Genomic DNA, 21294 nt, shown 5'->3' on the forward strand with positions numbered 1-21294 from the left:
CTCAAACGACTTTGTAGCTTATATAAAGACAGAGTCTTAATGTTTAATCTTAGCAGTTAACGCTTGTCCAAACGTGTCGCTAACCAGTTACCAAAAGCCTGAATCGAGATGACCATGATCGATAGCATGATAACGATAAATATCATCACCTCAGTCTGATAACGATAGTAGCCATAACGAATAGCCAAATCACCAAGACCACCGCCGCCAATCATACCCGCCGCTGCAGAGTAGGATAATAAGCTAATACATAAAATAGTTACTGATAATACTAACCCTGAGCGCGCTTCATTGAGCAGTACTTTGATAATCGTGAAAGGACGCGCGCCCATCGACTCAGTCGCCTCAATGATACCGCGTGGCACTTCACGTAGGTTTTGTTCAACAAGGCGCGCAAAATAAAACGAGCCTGCGATAGCTAGCACTAAGGAGGCGGCGATAGGGCCAATGCCAGTACCGACGATAGCTTTGGTAAAAGGACTCATAGCAATCATCAAAATCACAAACGGGAAGGCGCGCATAAAGTTGGTGATACCGCCTAGTACGGCATATAACGCTTTATTTTGTAAAAACTGCCTATCGCTTGATAAAAATAAGAAGATGCCAAATAAGCCGCCAATGACGATAGCGGCGGTAGTAGAGATGCCAAGCATGATAAAAGTATCAAAGGTGGCTTGCCAGATCTCTTTGCGTAGTGTTAGCAGCTTGTCTATAGAGGCGGATAATTCAGCGCCAGTTAGCATCACTTTTTCTCCTGACACGTATTATTAATCTTCTTGGACTAGGCCTTGGCCTATAGGGGTAGTGGCTTGAATTAAACCGTCGCGAATATCAGCAACTTCTAATAATTGACCTTGATGCAATAAAGCGGCGCGGTGACACAACCTGCGAATCACGCTCATCTCATGCGTCACAATCACAATAGTGACACCAAGTTTTTGGTTAATATCACGCAGACAGCTGAGTAAGCTACGGGTTGTAGCAGGGTCAAGCGCAGAAGTTGGCTCATCAGCAAGGAGCACTTTAGGATTAGGGGCGATGGCGCGGGCGATACCGACACGCTGCTTTTGACCACCAGAGAGCTGCGCGGGGTAGTGTCCTACTCTATCTGTGAGATCAACAATCTCTAAACATTCCATCACCCGCTTATGAATATCGCGACTAGGATAGCCTGAAACGGTCAGATTGAACGCTACGTTATCGAAAACCGTACGATTAGACATTAGATTAAATTGCTGGAAAATCATACCGATATTGTGACGGGCAATACGTAAGTCACTGGCTGACAAGGTAGTCAAGTCAGTTCCATCAATAATAACTTGACCGCTATCGGGTCGCTCCAACATATTAATCAGGCGCAATAAAGTGGACTTGCCGGCGCCTGAATAGCCCATAAGACCGAAGATCTCGCCTTGCTTGACAGACAAAGAGGTCGGCTCAACCGCCGTAAACCAGTGGGCTTTACCATCTGCGCCCTTTATAGAGCGGTCACTCATAAAGCTTTTAGTCACATCATTTAGGACGATCATGTCACTCATAAAAGGCTCAAAATCTGAAGAATAGTTAAATAAGGGGTTGGCTAATGACTAGTATATTGATTAATAGCTTGGAGGATAACGGCGCTATCAATATCAAATCAGCACTACTATTAGCTATAGAATAAGGGGCGATAATATAGCATATTATGAAGCTGTATTACACATACAACTATCACTCTAGCTGTTCAAGCTAAATTTAGGCTCAGCACTAGCTGATCTTAGCTATGAATTAAGAAGCGTGTGTTGCAGGTTTTGACTTTCTTGATAGCTATAATGAGAATCGTGCTTGACAGGTATCACTACCAAAAATCGGGTATGTCCGTTAATGGTATCGGTAAGAATGCGGCCTTGGTGAGCGGTAACGATTTGCGAGACTAAAGATAAGCCTAAGCCTGAGCCTTTTTTCTTCTGCTGCAAGCGTACAAAAGGGCTAAAGATCTCTTCGCGCTTATCCTCTGGTATACCTGAGCCCTCATCAATAACTGCAAGGACGACATATTTGGGATCGGGGCGCACAGGGTCTGCTTTGGCCTTTTTCAAATGCTTTTTAAATAGACCCTCTTTTTTAGGTGTAGCAGCGGCGTCGTTTTTACTCTCCTCTACGAGAGTCTTGTTTTTATCCTCTAAGCTTGGCGGGGTAGATGGCTCATTATTGCTGTCTTTGAGCAGCAAATTATTATCGGTACTATTGTTAGTAATATTGTTAGTACTATTATCGGCATTATTAGCAGTGTCGCTGACTTTGCTATGATTATCTGTCTTTTCAGTGGCAACCTCGACAGGAATAGCTTGCCAAATCATCTTTTTAATTCTGCCTATCAGCTCAGTGCTAAGGTGCTGATAGCGGCTATTTGCTACGCTATCGAGCATAATAGGATCAGTAGCTGCTGAGTTGGCGGCGCTATCAGACAACACTGCTGCTGTTTTATCCAAGTTTTGATTGATATTGTCTGTCTTATCGCCTGTCAAAGCCGGTGTGGTATCAGCATTACCATCTAGATTTATAGTCTCGCCGTTACGATAAATAGTTGGAATTGGCAGGGCGCTATCGTGGTCATCTACCGTCTCAGTGAGCGTTTTTTCATTAGCTGGCACTTTGAGATAAAGATCAAGCTCATTGTCTAAGGCTTGCTCGCCCTCCGTTAATGCTTCGTAATCTTTGTACGCTAAATTATCATAATCAGCAAAACTATTAGTCAGTACCGATTGCAATAGATAGTCCGGTACCGTGTCGGCTTCGCTGATCTGCTGTACGCCATAGAGAAAAACGGTGATAGGAGGCACGCCGTGTAGCATGGCATTATTTAATAAATTGCGGATCAAATGAGTGAGCATAACAGATTGACCCTCGATGATCAGATGCTCACCGATTAGGGTTGCTTCAGGATAATGTTGCCGCTCCTGATTGACCAAATCATACAAGTCTAGCTGCTCTACTTGTTGGAGCACATGACCGGCGTCCAAGCGACTGACCAATAAGATACTCTCCACCAAATCATTAAGCCCAGATAAATCGCGATTGATCGCTTGCGCGCGTTTATCAAACTTAGCTTTTATGTCTGAGGGCATCACTTGGGCAAGCATGTCCATCATCTCGATTTGCAAGCGAATACGAGTGATAGGAGTACGCAGCTCATGCGAGGCGTGGGCTAACAATAAATTATTGGCATTGATGAGATGCTCAATTTTTTGCGCCGCCTGATTAAAACCTTTCGCTAAAGAAGCAATCTCGTCATTCCCGCGAGCGTTAACCCGTACACTAAAGTCGCCATCACCTAATTGCACCATTTGCTGGCTTAATTGGTTAATACGCCAAGTCATGGTCCGCGCAATCAGCCATAGTACACCTGCCATGATTATTAATAGCAGTAGCGTCCCTGTAAATAAATTTAAGGCCGCTGAGAGCACTGGTTTTTTGGGTGGCAAGCGAGATTCATACAATAAAGTGTAGCCTGTACTGCTATACACTTGCGCTTGCTGAGTAGGCGGGGTATCTGAGAATGAGGGAAAAATACGCATCAATAGCGAGGGCGGTTCAGGAAGCTGTAATGGCAGATCACTATTGTCAGTCTGCATGAGCAGATGACCTTCGCTATCATACAAACCCATCTTTGCTTGCAATGACTCATCAAAGATATCAAAGCTTTTTTTGACTACAGCTAGCATAAAACGAGCTTGTAAGCGGCTATCATTACTCATAGCGACATTTAAATCATTCAAAAAAGGATCTATCTGTCCGAGGATCTGCGTCGCTAATACCTCTGAGCGGATACCAGCGTCTTTATCATGAACGAGCTGGGTGAGGAGCACCATAGCGACTGCAAATAAGATAAGTGCCAGCATCACACTGGCAAATAACTTGGCAAAAACAGAACGAAAACCGAGCTGCTGCATCAATGAGTCTCTACTATCAAGCGCCTATAAAACGCTATCATACCTGATCGGTGGCAAATTGATAGCCAACACCGCGTACGGTGATGATACGTTTGGGCTGACGAGGATTGTCTTCAATTAAAGCTCGTAGACGTGAGATATGCACATCAATAGCGCGATCAATATTGTCTGAGCTATCATCATTGGGCATCGCCTGCCATAACTGCTCACGATTGAGCACCTTACCTGAATGGGTAGCAAAGTAATGTAGCAACTGGAACTGATGGGTAGTCAGCCGTACGGGCTGATCATCAATAGTGACCTCATGACTATCAGGAAAAACGCTCAAACGCCCAAAGGTTAAACTATCGGATTGACTATCGGCTTGATTTGGCTGCTCATGGCGACGAATAACCGCGCGAATACGAGCCAATAGCTCACGCGGCTCAAAGGGCTTAGCAATGTAATCATCAGCGCCCATCTCGAGCCCCAATACGCGATCAGTAGTATCGCCTTTGGCGGTGAGCATAATAATAGGCACTTTATTGGTCATATTATTTTTATTACCGCGAATCTTTTGACAAACTTGCATACCATCCATATCAGGCAACATCAAATCAAGCACTACTAGATCAATATCGCGCTCTTTGGTGTCTAAGATATCCAAACCTTCTTGACCGAGCCCAGCGTGATGAACATCATAGTAATTCATCGTCAAATAATCACTGATGAGTTCGGCTAGATCTGGATCATCTTCTATTAATAAAATCTGTTTACTCATAGTTTATCCCCTAATAGTAGTTATAGTAATGGCTTATCTTACAGCTGCTGTTATAGCTATATTATCGTTAGTTATATTGAGATTTTTAAATATTCTAATCTTTTTAAAGCTATATTTTATTATCTTTACTCTTTATCATGCTACTTATTGACATGCTACTTATTATCAATTTATCAGTGTCACTGAATCACATTGAATCACATACTGAGTCATGCACTTAATATAATGAAACCCTGATAAAGCTGAGTGATAGTTTGCCAAATAAGCACCTTTGCAAACAAGACGCGCTTTGTTAATATTTCTACACAATGTAACTGCGTTATCAATAAGCCTTATAAAGCTAATAAATATCAAGCTTAACGCTAAGCTATAGCGCTCCAATAACGCATAAATAGCGTGTTATCCAACCCTTTCAATAGTAGCTATTAGATAATAGATTTTAAGCCAATTTTTGAATTAAATCAGTTGTTGAAGAGGGTTAAGAGATTACCACTTTTTTGCCAGCAGATTCGATAGGTAAATCCGCCAAGCAAATAAGACTGTCGTTGTTAATTCCAGCAATCAGATACTGTTCAGTGATTGGGTCGTACTCGATGACCTCGACGGGTTGACGAGTCAAACGCTGGTCTTGTTTGATAATCCAAACATTGGCGCTAAGCAGTGCTAAAGGCTGGTAAGGTGGGTTTTGTAGCGCGGTTAGATCCGCATCGTGAATTGCATTTTTGGGAACCACAGTACCCACCGCTATTTGTCCATAATCAACACGGCCAGTGACCATTAGGTTGGGTTGCAGCTGGTTTTCGCGACTGACATCGTTTTTGAGAACTTGCACATGAACCTGTAATTCATTGGGATTACTAGCAGCGCTTAGTTTGCTAACTTGTCCGGTATATTTATGATCACTATTCTCAGTTGTAAAGTTGACGCTTTGGCCTACAGAAAGCTGCGGTTCAGCCTCAATAGGCAACGTAGCTACAAACTTTAAATGGCTGTCATCCGCTAAAGACAACAGTAGATTATCTGCTCGAACTCGTTCACCATCGCTAATAGCTAATTGCTTTACTCGGCCTGAAAAGCTGGCACGAACAATAACAGTAGCCATTTTTGCTTGGGAGGTCGGCGCTTGCGTTGTAGGCTCTAAGCGAGTTGATGGAGCGGTGTCTTTTGCTAAATTGATTTTATTATTCTCATTACTGTTTAAACTATTTTGTTTGACCTCAGTACTAGCCTCAGCGTTGGTGTTAGCATTGCCACTAACCTTATCGTTATCAGTTTTTACTGGTTTAGGGTCAGTAGTTGACAGCTGCGCTTTAGGACTCTCTACGGATTTGTATTCATTATTAGTTTTAGTATTGGACTGATCTACTGTAGATAAGCTATTAGTAGTCTTTAGCTCAGCCGCTTGCTGGTTTGCGATAGCTTTTGTTTGCTTATCACTAGGGGCTTTATCGGCAGAGCTAGGCTGATGTTGTAAAATAAATAACGGCGTCCCTTTTTCTACCCATTGGCCTTGTTGCACCAGTACTTTTTCTACAGTAACATCTTTTGCGCTTACAAAACGCGACTGTTGAAGCGGCTTTATCTGACCTTTTAGACCAAGACTGGGCTGATAGCGTGAAGATTTGATATTCAAAATACTATCGGATGTTAAGGTGATAGTATCGCCCTCTATGACAAATGATAAGTCAGCATCAGCTTTTTCGTCAGCAGATTTAGTCTTTGCTATAGCCGATTGACTATTATCACTAGGCGGTTGACAAGCCACTAGTAATAAAGCGCTGATTAATAAAATGCTATTTTTTCTATAAAAAAGACGTCTCATACTAGGTACCGTAAAAAGATAGTTGCAGATTTGAAGTCAAAGAATAGCTACCTTTTAATATGAAAGGTACAAAATATGACTTAAGCGGTTTTATTAATTTAAAATCAACCTTGTACTAACAACGCTTTGTTTAGTATATTATCAAAAACTTTATAACTTTCGTTTTATAGGTGTAACATTACTTACAAGACTATAATAACGCCGTTAAATCACTGTCATACGATGAATAGTTGGTTTTAGATAAATAATTTGAAAGCAATGCGGTTAAAATAAATGAGATTAATAAAAATAATAAGAGTATAACAGCGCACAACGATAGCTAGCTATAGTACATTGACTTGTGCTAGTAAACTGCAAATTTATAGGACAATCATAATGGAAAGTAATTTTGAAGGGCTAACTGTCATGGTGATTGATGATTCAAAAACCATGCGCCGCACTGCAGAAACCTTATTAAAAAAAGCAGGTTGTGAAGTAATTACCGCTATTGATGGTTTTGATGCGCTAGCAAAAATTGTGGATAACAATCCAGATATTATCTTTGTCGATATTATGATGCCGCGTTTAGATGGCTATCAAACTTGCGCTCTGATAAAAAATAATCCTAATTATGCCGATAAACCCGTTATTATGCTGTCATCAAAAGATGGTCTATTTGATAAGGCTCGAGGACGTATCGTCGGTTCTGATGAATATCTAACGAAGCCTTTTAGCAAAGATGAGCTTTTTGAAGCTATCAATCGTTATCGTTAAACACTTTTTATATTTTTCTATGCTAATCACTGAGCGCACTTTTATAATAGCTATTTTAGCTGCTGTAGATTTTGGCTGCTTTAGATAATAAAGAGACTAACCATAAAGGAAAAAATCATGACAACTGTTTTGGTCATTGATGACTCGCCGTCTGAGATGGCAAAATTTCGCGATATATTGGCTAAAAACAATTTTCAAATCCTAGAGGCTGCTAATGGCATTGAAGGCTATCAGATGGCCACTAAGCATATCCCAGATTTGATTTTGATGGATGTAGTCATGCCTGAAATGAACGGCTTTCAAGCGACTCGCAAAATTACTCGCGATAGTACTACTAAGCATATTCCAGTAGTGATCATTAGTACCAAAAGTCAAGAGACAGATCGGGTATGGGGCAAGCGTCAAGGGGCTACTGAGTATCTGACCAAGCCTGTTGATGAGCTTGAGCTGATGCGTATTATTCGTAAAGTTATGGAGTAGAGTGTGGCTTCTAGAGGGTTTATTGAGCTATTACGTTTAGCCGATTTGGCGAATGCGCGTCGTAGTGGTCGTCAAGGGTCAAAAGATTATGACTGGCGCGGCATAGTGTTTGAGATTAGCGGACAACGTATGGTTGCGCCTCTAGGAGAGGTAGCTGAAATACTCACTATACCAGAATATACCAGTATGCCCTTAGTTCAGCCTTGGTTACTCGGTATTGCCAATGTACGCGGACGACTTTTACCACTGACCGACTTGGCAAAGTTTTTACATATTCGTAGCTCATCCACCCAAGATAGTACCCGTAAAGTGTTGGTTATTGACCATCACACCATATTTTCTGGCCTTGTGGTAGATAAAGTGTTTGGCATTGAGCAATTTACCAAAGACCAATATCGCGCAGAAGCGCTCCCTAGCGATTCAGCGTTCGCGCCTTATAACCATGGTAAATTCTCTAAAGATAATGAGGATTGGTTTGTGTTTATGCCAAGTTTATTAGCGCAAGATAAACGCTATATAGATGCTGCAATATAAGCTTGGTATAAAGATGGATTGAAGATAGCTAGATTGAAAAGCAGTAGCTATAACAATGAATAAATTATCGGCTATAAAAGTAACTAGCAAATTCAGTAATAGTAAAACTCTGACCACTGTTTGAAAGGAATAAGCACGATGAGCGATGTTATAAAAAGCCCTAGTACTGGTGTCAATAATCAAGCACCAGCTGTTAAAGATGCGGCCAGCATGTGGAGAGTTTTATTAACCATTTTTGCCTTAGTAAGCTTTGCTTGCTTGGCATGGCTAATCAGCTCACTATTATCAATAAGTGGGAGTATAGGCGAATTTAATCAGCTTATAGTCTTGCCTGGCATAATATTTTTGCTAGGATTAGTTGCCATAGCTTATGCCTTGTCACAGCTTATCAAGCATCGCGGTAGTAACGAGCGCTTGCTGATTGAACAAGAAACCTTGCGTCGCCGCCAAGAGGCAAACATTGAGTCAGAGCGCTCTAGTCAAATCCAAGAAGAGAATGAGCGTAACCAGATGGCCATTTTGCGCTTGCTTGATGAGCTAGCAGATTTGGCCGATGGTGATTTGACGGTTAATGCGACAGTATCAGAAGATTTTACCGGCGCTATTGCCGACTCCGTTAACTTTGCTATTGAGCAGTTACGCGAGTTGGTACTAGTCATTAACGAGACCGCAGATAGAGTATCTAGCTCCACTGAACAAACTCAGGTCAACGCCGTAGAGCTGGTTGAGGCCTCTGACAATCAAGCTCAAGAGATTGCTAGCGTCTCCAAAGCTATTAATGAGATGACCATCTCAATTGATCAGGTCTCCAATAATGCTGCTGAATCAGCAAACGTAGCCCAGCGCTCGGTTGCCATTGCCTATAATGGCGCTGAAGTCGTACAGCGTTCGATTGAAGGTATGAACGTTATCCGCGATCAGATTCAAGAAACCTCAAAGCGTATCAAGCGCTTGGGCGAGTCCTCACAAGAGATTGGCGATATCGTTAGTTTGATTAACGATATTGCTGATCAAACCAACGTTTTGGCATTGAACGCAGCTATTCAGGCATCAATGGCAGGGGAGGCAGGTCGAGGCTTCGCTGTCGTTGCTGACGAAGTACAGCGTCTAGCAGAGCGCTCAGCAAATGCCACCAAGCAGATTAAGACTCTGGTAAAAACCATTCAGGCTGATACTAGTGAAGCGGTAACTTCAATGGAGTCAACAACCTCTGAGGTAGTCCGCGGTGCGCGCTTAGCAAAAGATGCAGGTGAAGCACTAGAAGAGGTGCAAAAAGTCTCTAATACCCTGGCCAATCTAATCGAGAGTATCTCAAAAACAGCGCAGCAACAGGCTGCTTCTGCCGGTCACATCTCTAACACTATGACCATTATTCAAGATATCACCTCGCAAACCTCATCGGGTACCATGGCAACTGCGCGCTCGGTTGGTGAGCTAAACGAGATGGCAGCCGCCTTGCAGCAATCGGTAACTGGTTTTAAAGTCTCTAATGATGAAGAGGATTCTGGAGATATTGAAGAAATTATTTAATAAACTACTGATGAGTACCATTATGGTACCTAATACTAGTCTCTTATTTACTATCTTCAATAAGCTCATATTTAATAAAATCGAAATATAAACGATTTGGAACTCGCCATGAAAAACCAGCCTAATGATATCGAGATATTAAGATTGTTGTCGCCTTTATCTAAAGAGCAATTATCAAAGTTCTCTAAAGGCTGGCAAAGCGGTTCAGAGACTACTATTGAGCCTATAATCGAGCTGTATAAGACCATCAGTCTTTGTCTAACTGAAGCTGATTATTTGCCTCACTATGTGGCAACTGAGTCTTTACAATCTCAGCACTATAAAAAACTATTGGTAGGATGGCGTCAGCAAGTCCAGCAGCTCTTAGAGCATAATAGCAACCAGCCAGCGATCTTATCAGCTCTAAAAAAATCCTGCCATTATCTATGGCAAGCTATAGACTTATCGCAGGACAATCAAGCTGATAAACAACAGCGTTTATGGTATCTAGCTGAGCTTTGGCTACATAATCTGGCCCATAATCCTTTGCCAAAACCGATGAGCTATGTGGCGCTATTGTCAGATCTAGATCGATTGCTTGAGGCAAGCTATAAGCACTCCTTAAAGCCGCAAGACTCTAACTTAGCGGAGCAAGACTCTGACGATATAGAAACACCACAAGCTTTAGAGTGTTATTTTGTCGATAAGTTATTGATAGATATTTATATTACTATTACGACCTTGTCCACTTTAGATGAGCCTACAGGGACATTAATTAGTGAGTTATCCAAAAAGATAGCTATAGCCCGTGATAAAGGTAGCGTAAAGTCTCATACTAACGATGTCGTACGTTATGACGATAGCGGCGAAGTGGACTCTACTGATGCGTGGCAAACGGCACAAGCTCAAGCTAAGCCGGATGTCTTTGATATGAGCGAAGATATCCGCCAGATATTTATTGAAGAAGCGACAGAAAGCCTAGACGAATTAGCAAAGATATGGCCCGTTTGGCAACAAGAGACTCAAGATTTAGCGCTAGTGACAGATGTCCATCGTAACTTTTATAACCTCAAAGGCTCAGGGCGCTTGATTGGCGCTTTTAGTATCAGTGAGATGGCTTGGGCTATAGAAAACTTACTTATTCATGTATTAAACAAGTCTTTAGCCGTCAATGATGAGCTTATAGCTTTAGTTGCGCAGGCGCTTGAGCAATTACCGATTTTGATTGAGAATTTTAGTCACTCACAACCCCCAGCTGTAAATCCTGCTAATATTATTTTGCAGAGTAATAACTTATTGTCAGGCTTGCCGCTACTTCATGGCGTGCCGACTGAAAATAATTCAGCTAAAGATAATGAAGCCGAAGAAAATGCTACTGAAGCAAAAGCATTGCAGTCAGACTTCTCTCAATCAGCTCTTCAATCACAGCAGTTATTAAACGCTACTGCCGATACTGCTACAGATAAGGATAAGCTAGAAACGACTAGTCCTGTTGAGGCGGACTGTAGCGAGGCTTTGCCTATATCTATACCTGCGGTTTTAAGACCTTTTATAGAAAAGACAGCGGCGATGTCTACGGATGCTAGTGATGCTGATCCGGATATCAAAGAGATATTTATTGAAGAAGCCTATGAGGTGTTGGAGCAGATTACCCCGCTGTATAATCATTGGCAGCTAGATACATCGGATTTTGCTAGCCTGACTGATGTCAGACGTGGTTTTCATACTCTAAAAGGCTCAGGTCGTATGGTAGGCGCTAACTATAGTGCTGAGCTTGCTTGGGCAATAGAGAATATACTCAATAAAATATTGGATAAAAGCCTAATGCCATCAGTAGATATGCAGCAATTGATTGCCGATGTCTTAGCCGCTTATCCTGATATGATTGATACTTTTGCTCAAGGAGAGCATGATTATCCAGCTATCGTGTCCCTATGGGTCGCTGCTGCAAATGCCTATGCTCAGCACTTAGGAGACGACTTTAGTTATAGCGCGCTGCATAGCCAATGGACGCGTGCTACTAGTGCTGCTAACGAGACAACGTCTAGTGATAATATTATAGATAGCGCGCACGATTTAATGAGTAGCATTGATAATAATGCTGCTGATAGCGCAGTTATTGATGAAGTCGATAGCGCTGATGCGATGCTAAAAACCATCTACTCTCTCAATGATATGATAAGCGATACCGCTATTGTTGCCACAGAACAAAGTTATGAAGAACGCGAAATATTTGAGATATTTATCGAAGAAGCAAGAGAGCTGCTGCAACAAATTAATGACTTTATCACCACTCATCAACATCAACCTCATGTACCAGTGAGTGATGAGATTGTTAGAGCTTTTCATACTTTACGGGCCGCCTCAGGGACTAATGCTCTTACTGCTATTAGTGAGGTAAGTGCTACTATCGAGCAAAGCTTGGAGCATTTGCAAAAGCATGATACTCCTATGAATGCTCAGCACATAGAAGCATTAACTCAGTCAGTGGCGTTAATTGAAGGTTATCTAAATACTTACGAGCAAAGTGTGCAGCCCCATGCCTCTACGCCCGCTACTCAAAGTAAGCATGATGTAGAGTCGCTACAAGCGATATTAGATAATTCAGAAGAATCAAGCCCTCAAACCGATAATGAATTAAGTATAGAGCAGCTATTGGCTCTAGATATTGACGATTTATTAGATGCAGAGTGGAAGCTAGAAGACAAAGCTGCTGAGCTTGATGCTGAATTATTAAGAGCTTACATCACAAAAATAGCTGATCAGATTTCACGCTTAGCAAAAAACACCACCGCGTTACCTAAATTTGCCTCAATACTATCAGGATTACAGAGTGCCTATAGTTATCTTTGCACCCATCCTGAAGCGGCTCGGGACTCTCATATTCAGCAAGCATTAATCGCTGAACATACCGAGTTAGTGGCTTTGTTTGATTCTTTAGCAGGAAGAATGTCGTTCAAGGTCGATCAGTCTATACTTGAGGATTTGCAAGCGGCGCTCAGTAGCTATCAACAACGTCATAGCGCTGATATCGAATACGGTATCAAAAGTAGTCTTGAATATGATACTGAGCACTCTGACATTGAAAGTAGTTTCAAAGAAAGTAGTGCGGATGATAAAGCACTGACATTGACAGAGGTGTCAGCAGAGCGTTATGAGTCTGAAGCGACAGTCAAAACTACTGCGGTAGAAGAGCTACAACTAGAGGTCGTAAATACTGACGTCGAGCTATTAGAGATATTTTTGGAAGAAGCGCAAGAGCTTGATAGCGCTATTGCCAAAACCTTTAATCAGTGGCGTCAACAAATTGCTAATAGTGATACCCTAAAAGTATTGCAACGTCATTTGCATACTATAAAGGGCGGCGCACGTATGGCTGGCATTGTTAGTATTGGGGATCTGACCGATGCCGCTGAAAGTCTGTATGAGTCTTTTATTGATAATAAGATAACCGTCAGCTTGCAGTGGGTCAGTATCATGCAAATGGTACAAGAGACCTTATCTTTACAGCTAGAATATGTCGCCCGTTATCAGCAGTCGTTTTGGACTTATGAGCTTATTGAGCAATTAAAACAGCTTGAGCAACAAGATGACTTACCAAACACAGTGGTCTTAAAGCTGCCTATTTTAAAGAGTCCTACAGAGGCTAGTACCTATAACAATGATGAGTCATCAGCAAAAGCGGCAACGTTGAGCTTAGCGGCTTTAATTGAAGAATCTTGGCCAAATGGCTTGCCTGATGCTGACATCTTGGAGGTGTTTTTAGAGGAAGCTGAAGAGCTCGTTGAGAACAGCCAAAAATATCTGCAACTGTTCTTAAATAATATGAGCGATGTTGCAGCGGTACAAACCTTGCAGCGTGACCTACACACCATAAAAGGTGGCGCGCGTATGATAGCGGCTAATGGTATTGCCGATCTAGCGCATCAGATGGAAAGCGTCTATGAGGCTTTGGCTATTGGTCGTCGCCCAGCTACCCAATATATCTCTGAGCTATTAACGAGCTGTCATGACTGGCTGACAGATGCAGTCTTTATCTTAAAGCATCGAGTCAACCCTACTATGCCAACAGCGCTTATCAAAGCGTTGCAAGATTTTAGCAGAGATAATGTCTCGGCCAGACACGTACCTATTGAGTCATTACAAAGCCAGATTAGCGTCATTCTAAGCGTACAAGCCCAGCAAGTAGCGGTGCGCGGCGATATAGATATTAGTCAAATGCCGACTATGACAGGCAGTTTCGCTGAGCCTGAGCGCAGTATAGATAACAGCGATGAGATGATACGTATATCTGGTAGCCTCGTTGAGCATATGATCAATCTATCGGGTGAGTCAGCTATCAACCGTGCACGTATCGATATGGGCATGAGTAGCCTTACTAGTAGTCTTGGCGAGATGAGTGTCACTGTACAGCGTCTCACAGATCAGCTTCGCCGTATGGAGATTGAGCTTGAGGCGCAGATTTTATCGCAAATTGATGAAAAACTGATGGAGTCTGATGATTTTGATCCGCTAGAGATGGATCAATACTCCTCTTTAAACCAGCTGTCCAAATCATTGACAGAGTCCGCTTCAGATCTAAGCGATATTAATAATACTTTGCTCGAAAAAACACGCGATAACGAAAACTTACTATTGCAGCTGTCACGTACTCAAACGGAGCTTCAAGACGGGCTAATGAACTCAAGAATGATACCGTTCTTACGCCTAAAACCTCGTTTGGACTTAATCGTACGTCAAACTGCCAATGAGCTTAATAAGTCGGTAGATTTGAGTATTATCACCGCTGATGATGAGCTGGATAGGACAATCTTGGAGCGTATCACCTCACCTTTAGAGCATATGCTACGTAATGCGGTGGATCATGGCATTGAGAGCTCGCAAGAGCGGTTAGCAGCAGGCAAGGAGCGTAGTGGTCATATAGTTTTGGAGGTATTACGCGAGGGCAGTGAGGTAGTCATTCACCTCAGTGATGATGGCCGCGGGATTGATATTAACAAAGTACGTGAAAAAGCTATTGCGCAAGGGCTGATAAACTCAAATGAGTACCAATATACTGATTTAGAGATTATGCAGTACGTCTTTAATGCAGGTATAACCACCTCCAACAACGTCACGCAAATATCAGGACGCGGCGTTGGTATGGACGTAGTGGCTAGCGAGGTTCGCCAATTAGGTGGTTCGGTATTGGTCAACTCTGAGGTGGGAGTAGGCACACGCGTCACCATGCGCATACCGCTAAAAGTAGCGGTATCTGATGCGTTAGTAGTAAGAGTAGCGGATCGCCAATATGCTATTCCTTTGATTCAGATTGAGCGAGTCGTGCGGGTTAGTCCGGAGGAATTGTATAACTATTATCAATCTGCTGAGGCTACTATGCAGATTGAAGGTAAAGCTTATCGAGTTCGCTATCTAAACGACTTGATATCAGGTAGCAAGTTCAATGAGCTAATGATGAATACTAACATCAGCTTACCGGTGATTATCGTAAAAAATAGCTCAGGTCAAAATCTAGCTCTGCAAGTCGATCAAATCGCCGGATCGCGTATCGAAGTAGTAGTTAAGCCTATGGGTCAGCAGCTATCACATTTAGCGGGCATCTCGGCGGCTACGATTATGGGTGATGGCTCAGTGATGCTGATACTAGATATCATCGCGCTGTTACGTCAATCAACGCTCAAAACAGTATCGCCTGCCAAAGCGGTTGAAGCTAAGACTAGCGCTGCATTAGAGCGCAAACCTACAATCTTAGTGGTTGATGATTCGGTGACAGTACGCAAGGTGACGTCTCGTTTCTTAGAGCGTCAAGGTCTTAATGCTGTGGTCGCAAAAGACGGGGTTGATGCCATGGAGATTTTACAAGAGTCAACGCCCGATCTGATATTACTCGATATCGAGATGCCGCGTATGGATGGTTTTGAGGTAGCCGCGCAAGTCCGTAATAATCAGCGCTTACAACAAATCCCAATTATCATGATTACTTCACGCACGGGTGATAAGCATCGTACGCGGGCGTTTGAGACTGGGGTTAACGATTATATGGGTAAGCCTTTCCAAGAAAACGAGCTACTAGAAAAAATTCAAGCTTTATTGGATATCCAACTAGATATTGAACAAAAAGCATAAAGATTAAGCGTTTCATCAAATAACGTTATGGTCATCTCTTATTAGCAGAGTACTTTTAATTACGGTGAGCAGTCTATGAATCAGATTAAGAAACATGCGTTTGAAGCGGTTAGCTTATTGACTGCGGCTAACGGTATGCTCAAAGCTACTATTATTCCAGCGATCAATCAGCCAGATTGGATTGTACCAAGCTCGCTAATATTAGATAGCATAGAAGATAGCCGCCAAGACGTTGATAAAGCAAAATTTTACTTATGGCAACAGCAACCAGTGGCGGTTTTTCGTTTATTACCAACAGATCAGCTGGCAAATAGCGTCTTTATATTAGAAGGTAATAGTGTCGAGCAGCGCTTAGCGCTAAAAACTAAAGGTCAAAGCCGTGAGATTGAGGTTAGTATCTCAGAGGTTCAAGATTGTGAATTGCCAAAAAAATACCGCACTACAACGCAGAGTCTAATCAACGATAGTGACGCTAATACTACTAATACTAATACTAATACCGATCTTGATGCAGAAGTCGTTAGTGAAGATCAGCTCAGCTCGTACTTGTTCCAAACGATCTTAATCAATGAAACGGTATATATGGTGCCAGATTTAGATAAAATCGTTCATCAGCTCATTAACGAGACTCAAGCCTAGTTTTATTTTTTAAAGACAGTAGTTATCAATAGTAGCTATTGATAGTAGATATCGATAACAACTATAAACAACACTTATAAATAAACAATAAAGCTTTAGCGAACATCATAAAGCTCAAAAAGCCCCTAAATATATCTATTTAGGGGCTTTTTATAACTCATAATATACTATTAATACCAAAGTGCTGAAAGTAGTCGGTAGCTAAACCAATTAGCGTTTATGCTCAGGTAAGTTGATGTTCATCTCTAACACATCAAGACTGTCCTCAGAGCGATGATTGATATTAACATCATCAATCTGTACGCCATTGACATACTTATTGACTACTTCTAATATCTCACGTTTCATCTTTTCGATACGATCGGCTGTTAAGCGATTATTTAGTCGATTTTCACTAGCGACAATCACTTTTAGACGTTCAGTAGCCATATTAGCGCTACCGGCGCTACGGCCATCGTCAGTACCAAACAGACTACTCCAAAATCCTTTTTTCTTACTCATTCCTAACCTCCAAACCAGCGCTGTAGTAAACTCTTTTTCTTCACGTCAATATGACGAAGGGGACGCTCTTCACCCAAGAATCGAGCAACAATATCGTCATAACATTGACCTGCTACCGAATCGGTATAATGGATAACCGGTTCGCCATGGTTGGAAGCTTCAAGCACAGAATGACTTTCAGGAATGACGCCAAGTAATGGCACTTTTAGAATATCGTTTGAGATAGTATCGATATCCATCATCTCATTAGCGGCGGCGCGCTCAGCATTATAGCGACTGATCACCAGATGCTCACGCACTGAGCCTTGGTTATCTTCCACCTTTTTAGTGCGGCTTTGTAATATACCGATGATACGATCAGAGTCGCGGACTGAGGAGATCTCAGGGTTGGTAACGATAATAGCTTCATCAGCATGGTACATAGCCAGTTGAGCGCCGCGCTCGATACCAGCAGGAGAGTCGCAGATAATATAATCAAACTGCTTAGATAGCTCAGCCATAACTTCAGCTACGCCTTCATCAGTAAGCGCATCTTTGTCACGGGTTTGACTAGCCGGCAAGATATATAAATTCTCAAGCTGCTTATCTTTAACCAAAGCTTGCGATAAACGCGCATTGCCATTGATGACATCGACAAAATCATAAACGATACGGTTTTCACAGCCCATGATTAAGTCCAAATTTCTCAGACCTACATCAAAATCAATGACCACTGTCTTATAGCCACGTAATGCAAGGCCGGCGGAAAAAGAGGCACTAGTCGTCGTCTTACCAACGCCGCCTTTGCCTGAAGTGATTACAACAATCTTTGCCACAGTGGCACACTCCTATGAATAATTGAGAGTTAGAATCGATTTTTGACTCTAATAAAACATCTTGGTGATAGATTTTAAATTAGTAATAAATCTTAAGGTAACGCTAACTACTTTCATCCTAGCCAACAAAGCTAAATAAAGGCAGATACCTAGTAGATACTTATGAGCCGTTCACTGCCCGCACTCGTAAGCCTAGCATAATTTAGTGATTATTTATAGCCAGTGACTTTTACTAAAGGTTAATTCAGTATTTACTAATAGTATAAAAAACAAAGGACAATAATGGCGGATTATCAGGCTTATGATAGCGCAGTTTTGTTACTAAAAATTACGGCTCTGTTATTTATACTGTTAACGCTATACCAGCATTATGATACCAGTACAATCAGCTGCCATCCATAACGGTAAAGACCAAACCTTCTCCTTCAACAAAACGCACCTGTACCGACTTATCGATAATATCTTCAGGCAAGTTATCCCGTAGGCAATAAGTACCTGCTACCGAAACTAAAGAGGGGTTGAAGACTTGGCAAAAAATACGCGCATCTTTATCGCCTGTGGCCCCAGCTACCAGACGTCCTTGTGCACGGCCATAAACATGTAAGCTATTATCAGTGATAGCTTCAGCGCCACTATTTATGCTATTGGTTAAGATCAGATCGCCACCAACATGATTTAGGCTTTGGCCTGAGCGTAGCATCTGATCATAAATCAAACTGGTTATATGCTCGCTGCTAAGCAAAGTCTCGTGAGTATCGGGGAGCTCAGCTACTTGATTGCTAGCACTGGTTACAGCGGTTTGATTTTCGATAGAAGGATCAGTAGTTACAGCTTCTGCACTGTCAGAAACTACTGGCTTAACTATAGATTTTTTGGTCGGCAAAATACGCTCGATACGCTTACCGTCCGCTGGAAATATCGCCAAACGCTGCGCCCGTGCTTGTTCTTCTAAGATACCTGTTACTACGCCGATGGGCTGTAGTCCCCATGACCACAATAGCTCAGTTAACGCAGGCAGATCTTGCTCGACACCACTATCAATAATCACCGGTATATTGCTAGCTTTATTGCTATGAGTTTTGGCTAACTGCGCCTCTACTAGACTCAAATCATTAGTATTTAGCTGTAAGCGTGAAAAAGTCAACATCTTGCCATAAAAATTCATCGCAGGAGCAGCGGTGGATGCTTGATTATCAGTATCCGTCATGGTCATTATACAAATCCTTAAAAGACTAAGCTTAAAGCATCGAGGAGGATAAAATTAAAAATCTGCTTTTTATTTAGGGGGTGTTGATAAGTTGACAGTGTACTAAGGGTCACTAGAGATTAACAAGTCTTTGCCAATAAATATTAGCGCTATCGACAAAAAATTTATTAAAATCTCAGCATATCTTTATGCTTCCACTGCTGCACTTTTATTTGCGCCTCAAATTCAGTGAGACTATCAGCGATAATTTGAGCAATCAGTGCATCAAACGCACTATTATCAACATCCAATTGCGCTACACCTTTGGCAATAGCTATCATCAGCGGGTCCAAGTTCTTATCAGCAAGCAAGCGCTTGTTAAGCGAAGCGGCAGCATTCTGTCCGATACTGTGGCCTATACTTTGCAGCTGTGATTCAATAAGACTACCAGCGATAGGAATCAGACGTAATAAGCGATGTAGCTCTGGCGTGTTAGCGATGCCGTCCTCGATAGCGTTGCCCACCTCACGCGCTATAATATCGTCGCTAGCAGTTTGACCACTAAGTTTTTTTAGCTGCGGCGCTAGCTGAGTGCGTAATAGTGCTAATAGCACTGACTCAATCTCCTGACGGTTACGGCCAATCGTTGACTCAATAAGCGATTTTTGCATTTCAGGATTGGTCAGCTGCTGCCGATAATTATCTATAGCTGTCAAAATCACTCGATCCGATAACTCTTCTAATAACAGATCAATGTAGAATTTGATACGGTTCAGCCAAGGCTGCGGCAAAACTTGATAGCCAAGCTGATACAAACTGCGGCCGATGACTACCACTCGAAACAAGCGTAGCGCTCGCAGCTGAGGAAAACAGCCAAGCACCTCGTACCAATGGACAAAAGGAAAGAAAAACCAACGATAATAGAGTTTTTGTTTGATAGCAATCGCCCAGCGTCCTAGCAGCTCATAAATCAAAAATAAGGTAAAAAACCCGCCAGCCGTTCGTAGAGGATCGTGTAGCTCTTCTCGATACCAGTTCAGGCCCTCACTAAGCGCTAGCCATCCTGCCACATTACTACTAAAGCTACTCATCAAAATAGCATCAAAACTGATTAACACTAAATCAATAGTAATGACAATCAGCATCACGATATCGTAAATGAGTTTTAGGCGATTAGGCTTACAGGGCGGCAATGCTGAATCAGGATCTAGCATAGTAGCGGTATTAGGTACGGACACAGTTATCCCTTTTGTGGATTAGTCTCAAAGTCAGCTAGCATCTTAGTAATGAGTTGGTCTTTTTGCTGCCAAATAGTATCAATCCAAGTAAAAAACTGCTCTTTTACTGCGCTATCTTTTTCATAATCGCCGTTTTGCATACTACTAAGCAAACCCTCTGGCATCTTTATATAGCGAACATCTACGCCTAAGCGTTTGATATTACCTTTCCACAAGTCGCTATAATTTGGCGTACCATCAGGGTAGACGATAGTCATATCCAATATCCCTTCAATATCAGCGCCTAAAGCGTTGAGTGCCAATGATAGTCCGCCGGCGCGTGGTTTGAGCAAGTGCTTATAAGGAGAGTGCTGACTATCGCGTTTGGCTTTGGTAAAGCGTGTGCCTTCTAAATAATTAAGTAAGGTAAAAGGTTTGTGCTTTAATAAAGCGCAGGCACGTTTAGCTTCTTCAATGTCTTTGCCTTTGAGCGCTGGGTTTTTGGCAATGGCTTCTTTTGAATGTCGACGCATCATCGGAAAATCCAAAAAGTAAAAAGCTTGTCCAATTACGGGAATATAAATCAGCTCAAACTTAGTAAAAAACCGCGTCAGTGGCAAACGGTTTTCACTGATATATTGTACGATACTGGTATCGACCCAAGACTGATGATTACTAATCAGCAGATATTTGCCTTGGGTATTGACGTTTTCTGGCAAACTAATACGCCAGTCTTTATGGGGCAGGATGTTATCTATTAGAGCGTTATTCGCTTTTATCCAGCGATTAGTAACCTCGATTACGGTTTTGTCAGCCACTTTTGAGCCAGTAATGACTTTAGCGGCGCCCATTAACCATACTGGCAGACCCGCTGCCATGCTAGTCCCCGTTATCACTCCGGTAGCAGTCGCTAACGAAACCGCCTTACCAAGCTTCGGTGTTTTTTGATGTAATTTTTGCATTAACGATGCTAGCTGCATGATGTTTCCTTAAATATCTATAGTAAGCCAATACTACCAG

General features: G+C 42.2%; 15 protein-coding genes and 1 pseudogene. 6 read left to right on the forward strand and 10 right to left on the reverse strand.

Annotated elements, in window-relative coordinates:
* Nucleotides 1–56: 56 nt before the first annotated feature.
* From M0N77_RS00815 to M0N77_RS00835, 5 genes are all read right to left on the reverse strand, one after another.
* Nucleotides 57–653, reverse strand: a complete 597-nt coding sequence (locus tag M0N77_RS00815; protein ID WP_353105540.1) for a methionine ABC transporter permease — start codon at nucleotides 651–653, stop codon at nucleotides 57–59.
* A gap of 114 nt (nucleotides 654–767) precedes the next feature.
* Complete coding sequence (locus M0N77_RS00820; RefSeq protein ID WP_353102643.1) at nucleotides 768–1538, reverse strand: methionine ABC transporter ATP-binding protein; 771 nt, start codon at nucleotides 1536–1538, stop codon at nucleotides 768–770.
* 222 nt (nucleotides 1539–1760) lie between these two features.
* A complete protein-coding gene (locus tag M0N77_RS00825; protein WP_353102645.1) occupies nucleotides 1761–3932 on the reverse strand; it encodes an ATP-binding protein in 2172 nt (723 codons plus the stop codon).
* A 37-nt stretch (nucleotides 3933–3969) separates the two neighbouring features.
* Nucleotides 3970–4692, reverse strand: coding sequence for a response regulator transcription factor (locus M0N77_RS00830; protein ID WP_353102647.1), 723 nt, complete (start codon nucleotides 4690–4692; stop codon nucleotides 3970–3972).
* Nucleotides 4693–5170: 478 nt separating this feature from the next.
* The gene (locus M0N77_RS00835; protein WP_353102649.1) at nucleotides 5171–6514 is read right to left on the reverse strand and encodes an HlyD family efflux transporter periplasmic adaptor subunit; all 1344 of its coding nucleotides are present in this window, start codon (nucleotides 6512–6514) and stop codon (nucleotides 5171–5173) included.
* Between the two features lie 375 nt (nucleotides 6515–6889).
* Between M0N77_RS00835 and pilG the strand changes: the two genes are divergently transcribed.
* The 6 genes and pseudogenes from pilG to M0N77_RS00865 all read left to right on the forward strand — a co-directional run bounded on the left by pilG (nucleotide 6890) and on the right by M0N77_RS00865 (nucleotide 16555).
* Nucleotides 6890–7267 (forward strand): twitching motility response regulator PilG, encoded by a 378-nt coding sequence (gene pilG, locus M0N77_RS00840; RefSeq protein ID WP_353102651.1) that lies wholly within the window; start codon nucleotides 6890–6892, stop codon nucleotides 7265–7267.
* Between the two features lie 117 nt (nucleotides 7268–7384).
* A complete protein-coding gene (locus M0N77_RS00845; RefSeq protein WP_353102653.1) occupies nucleotides 7385–7747 on the forward strand; it encodes a response regulator in 363 nt (120 codons plus the stop codon).
* 3 nt (nucleotides 7748–7750) lie between these two features.
* Complete coding sequence (locus M0N77_RS00850; RefSeq protein WP_353102655.1) at nucleotides 7751–8281, forward strand: chemotaxis protein CheW; 531 nt, start codon at nucleotides 7751–7753, stop codon at nucleotides 8279–8281.
* Between the two features lie 480 nt (nucleotides 8282–8761).
* Nucleotides 8762–9811 (forward strand): annotated as a pseudogene (locus M0N77_RS00855) (methyl-accepting chemotaxis protein); the annotation flags it as partial.
* A gap of 108 nt (nucleotides 9812–9919) precedes the next feature.
* Nucleotides 9920–15916 carry an Hpt domain-containing protein gene (locus M0N77_RS00860; protein ID WP_353102657.1) on the forward strand — a complete coding sequence of 1999 codons (5997 nt, stop codon included), beginning with the start codon at nucleotides 9920–9922 and terminating at the stop codon, nucleotides 15914–15916.
* Nucleotides 15917–15991: 75 nt separating this feature from the next.
* Nucleotides 15992–16555 carry a hypothetical protein gene (locus M0N77_RS00865; protein WP_353102659.1) on the forward strand — a complete coding sequence of 188 codons (564 nt, stop codon included), beginning with the start codon at nucleotides 15992–15994 and terminating at the stop codon, nucleotides 16553–16555.
* A 210-nt stretch (nucleotides 16556–16765) separates the two neighbouring features.
* Here the strand turns inward: M0N77_RS00865 and minE are convergent, their stop codons facing one another.
* The 5 genes from minE to M0N77_RS00890 form a co-directional block, all read right to left on the reverse strand.
* Nucleotides 16766–17056 (reverse strand): cell division topological specificity factor MinE, encoded by a 291-nt coding sequence (minE, locus tag M0N77_RS00870; RefSeq protein ID WP_353102661.1) that lies wholly within the window; start codon nucleotides 17054–17056, stop codon nucleotides 16766–16768.
* Nucleotides 17057–17058: 2 nt separating this feature from the next.
* The gene (gene minD, locus M0N77_RS00875) at nucleotides 17059–17871 is read right to left on the reverse strand and encodes a septum site-determining protein MinD (RefSeq protein ID WP_353102663.1); all 813 of its coding nucleotides are present in this window, start codon (nucleotides 17869–17871) and stop codon (nucleotides 17059–17061) included.
* Between the two features lie 385 nt (nucleotides 17872–18256).
* Complete coding sequence (gene minC, locus M0N77_RS00880; RefSeq protein WP_353102665.1) at nucleotides 18257–19084, reverse strand: septum site-determining protein MinC; 828 nt, start codon at nucleotides 19082–19084, stop codon at nucleotides 18257–18259.
* 161 nt (nucleotides 19085–19245) lie between these two features.
* The gene (locus M0N77_RS00885) at nucleotides 19246–20295 is read right to left on the reverse strand and encodes a hypothetical protein (protein WP_353102667.1); all 1050 of its coding nucleotides are present in this window, start codon (nucleotides 20293–20295) and stop codon (nucleotides 19246–19248) included.
* A 2-nt stretch (nucleotides 20296–20297) separates the two neighbouring features.
* On the reverse strand, nucleotides 20298–21254 hold the full coding sequence (locus M0N77_RS00890) for an acyltransferase (protein ID WP_353102669.1): 957 nt from the start codon (nucleotides 21252–21254) through the stop codon (nucleotides 20298–20300).
* Between the last annotated feature and the right edge of the window lie 40 nt (nucleotides 21255–21294).

This window comes from Psychrobacter sp. AH5, assembly GCF_040371085.1.
In the GTDB taxonomy this organism is placed as follows: domain Bacteria; phylum Pseudomonadota; class Gammaproteobacteria; order Pseudomonadales; family Moraxellaceae; genus Psychrobacter.

Excerpts from the sequence above, each read along its gene's own strand:
- M0N77_RS00845 (WP_353102653.1), top strand. The coding sequence starts at position 7,385 with ATGACAACTGTTTTGGTCATTGATGACTCGCCGTCTGAGATGGCAAAA.
- M0N77_RS00815 (WP_353105540.1), bottom strand. The coding sequence starts at position 653 with ATGCTTGGCATCTCTACTACCGCCGCTATCGTCATTGGCGGCTTATTT.
- M0N77_RS00865 (WP_353102659.1), top strand. The coding sequence starts at position 15,992 with ATGAATCAGATTAAGAAACATGCGTTTGAAGCGGTTAGCTTATTGACT.
- M0N77_RS00835 (WP_353102649.1), bottom strand. The coding sequence starts at position 6,514 with ATGAGACGTCTTTTTTATAGAAAAAATAGCATTTTATTAATCAGCGCT.
- minE (WP_353102661.1), bottom strand. The coding sequence starts at position 17,056 with ATGAGTAAGAAAAAAGGATTTTGGAGTAGTCTGTTTGGTACTGACGAT.
- M0N77_RS00860 (WP_353102657.1), top strand. The coding sequence starts at position 9,920 with ATGAAAAACCAGCCTAATGATATCGAGATATTAAGATTGTTGTCGCCT.
- M0N77_RS00820 (WP_353102643.1), bottom strand. The coding sequence starts at position 1,538 with ATGAGTGACATGATCGTCCTAAATGATGTGACTAAAAGCTTTATGAGT.
- minC (WP_353102665.1), bottom strand. The coding sequence starts at position 19,084 with ATGACCATGACGGATACTGATAATCAAGCATCCACCGCTGCTCCTGCG.
- M0N77_RS00830 (WP_353102647.1), bottom strand. The coding sequence starts at position 4,692 with ATGAGTAAACAGATTTTATTAATAGAAGATGATCCAGATCTAGCCGAA.
- M0N77_RS00825 (WP_353102645.1), bottom strand. The coding sequence starts at position 3,932 with ATGCAGCAGCTCGGTTTTCGTTCTGTTTTTGCCAAGTTATTTGCCAGT.
- pilG (WP_353102651.1), top strand. The coding sequence starts at position 6,890 with ATGGAAAGTAATTTTGAAGGGCTAACTGTCATGGTGATTGATGATTCA.
- M0N77_RS00890 (WP_353102669.1), bottom strand. The coding sequence starts at position 21,254 with ATGCAGCTAGCATCGTTAATGCAAAAATTACATCAAAAAACACCGAAG.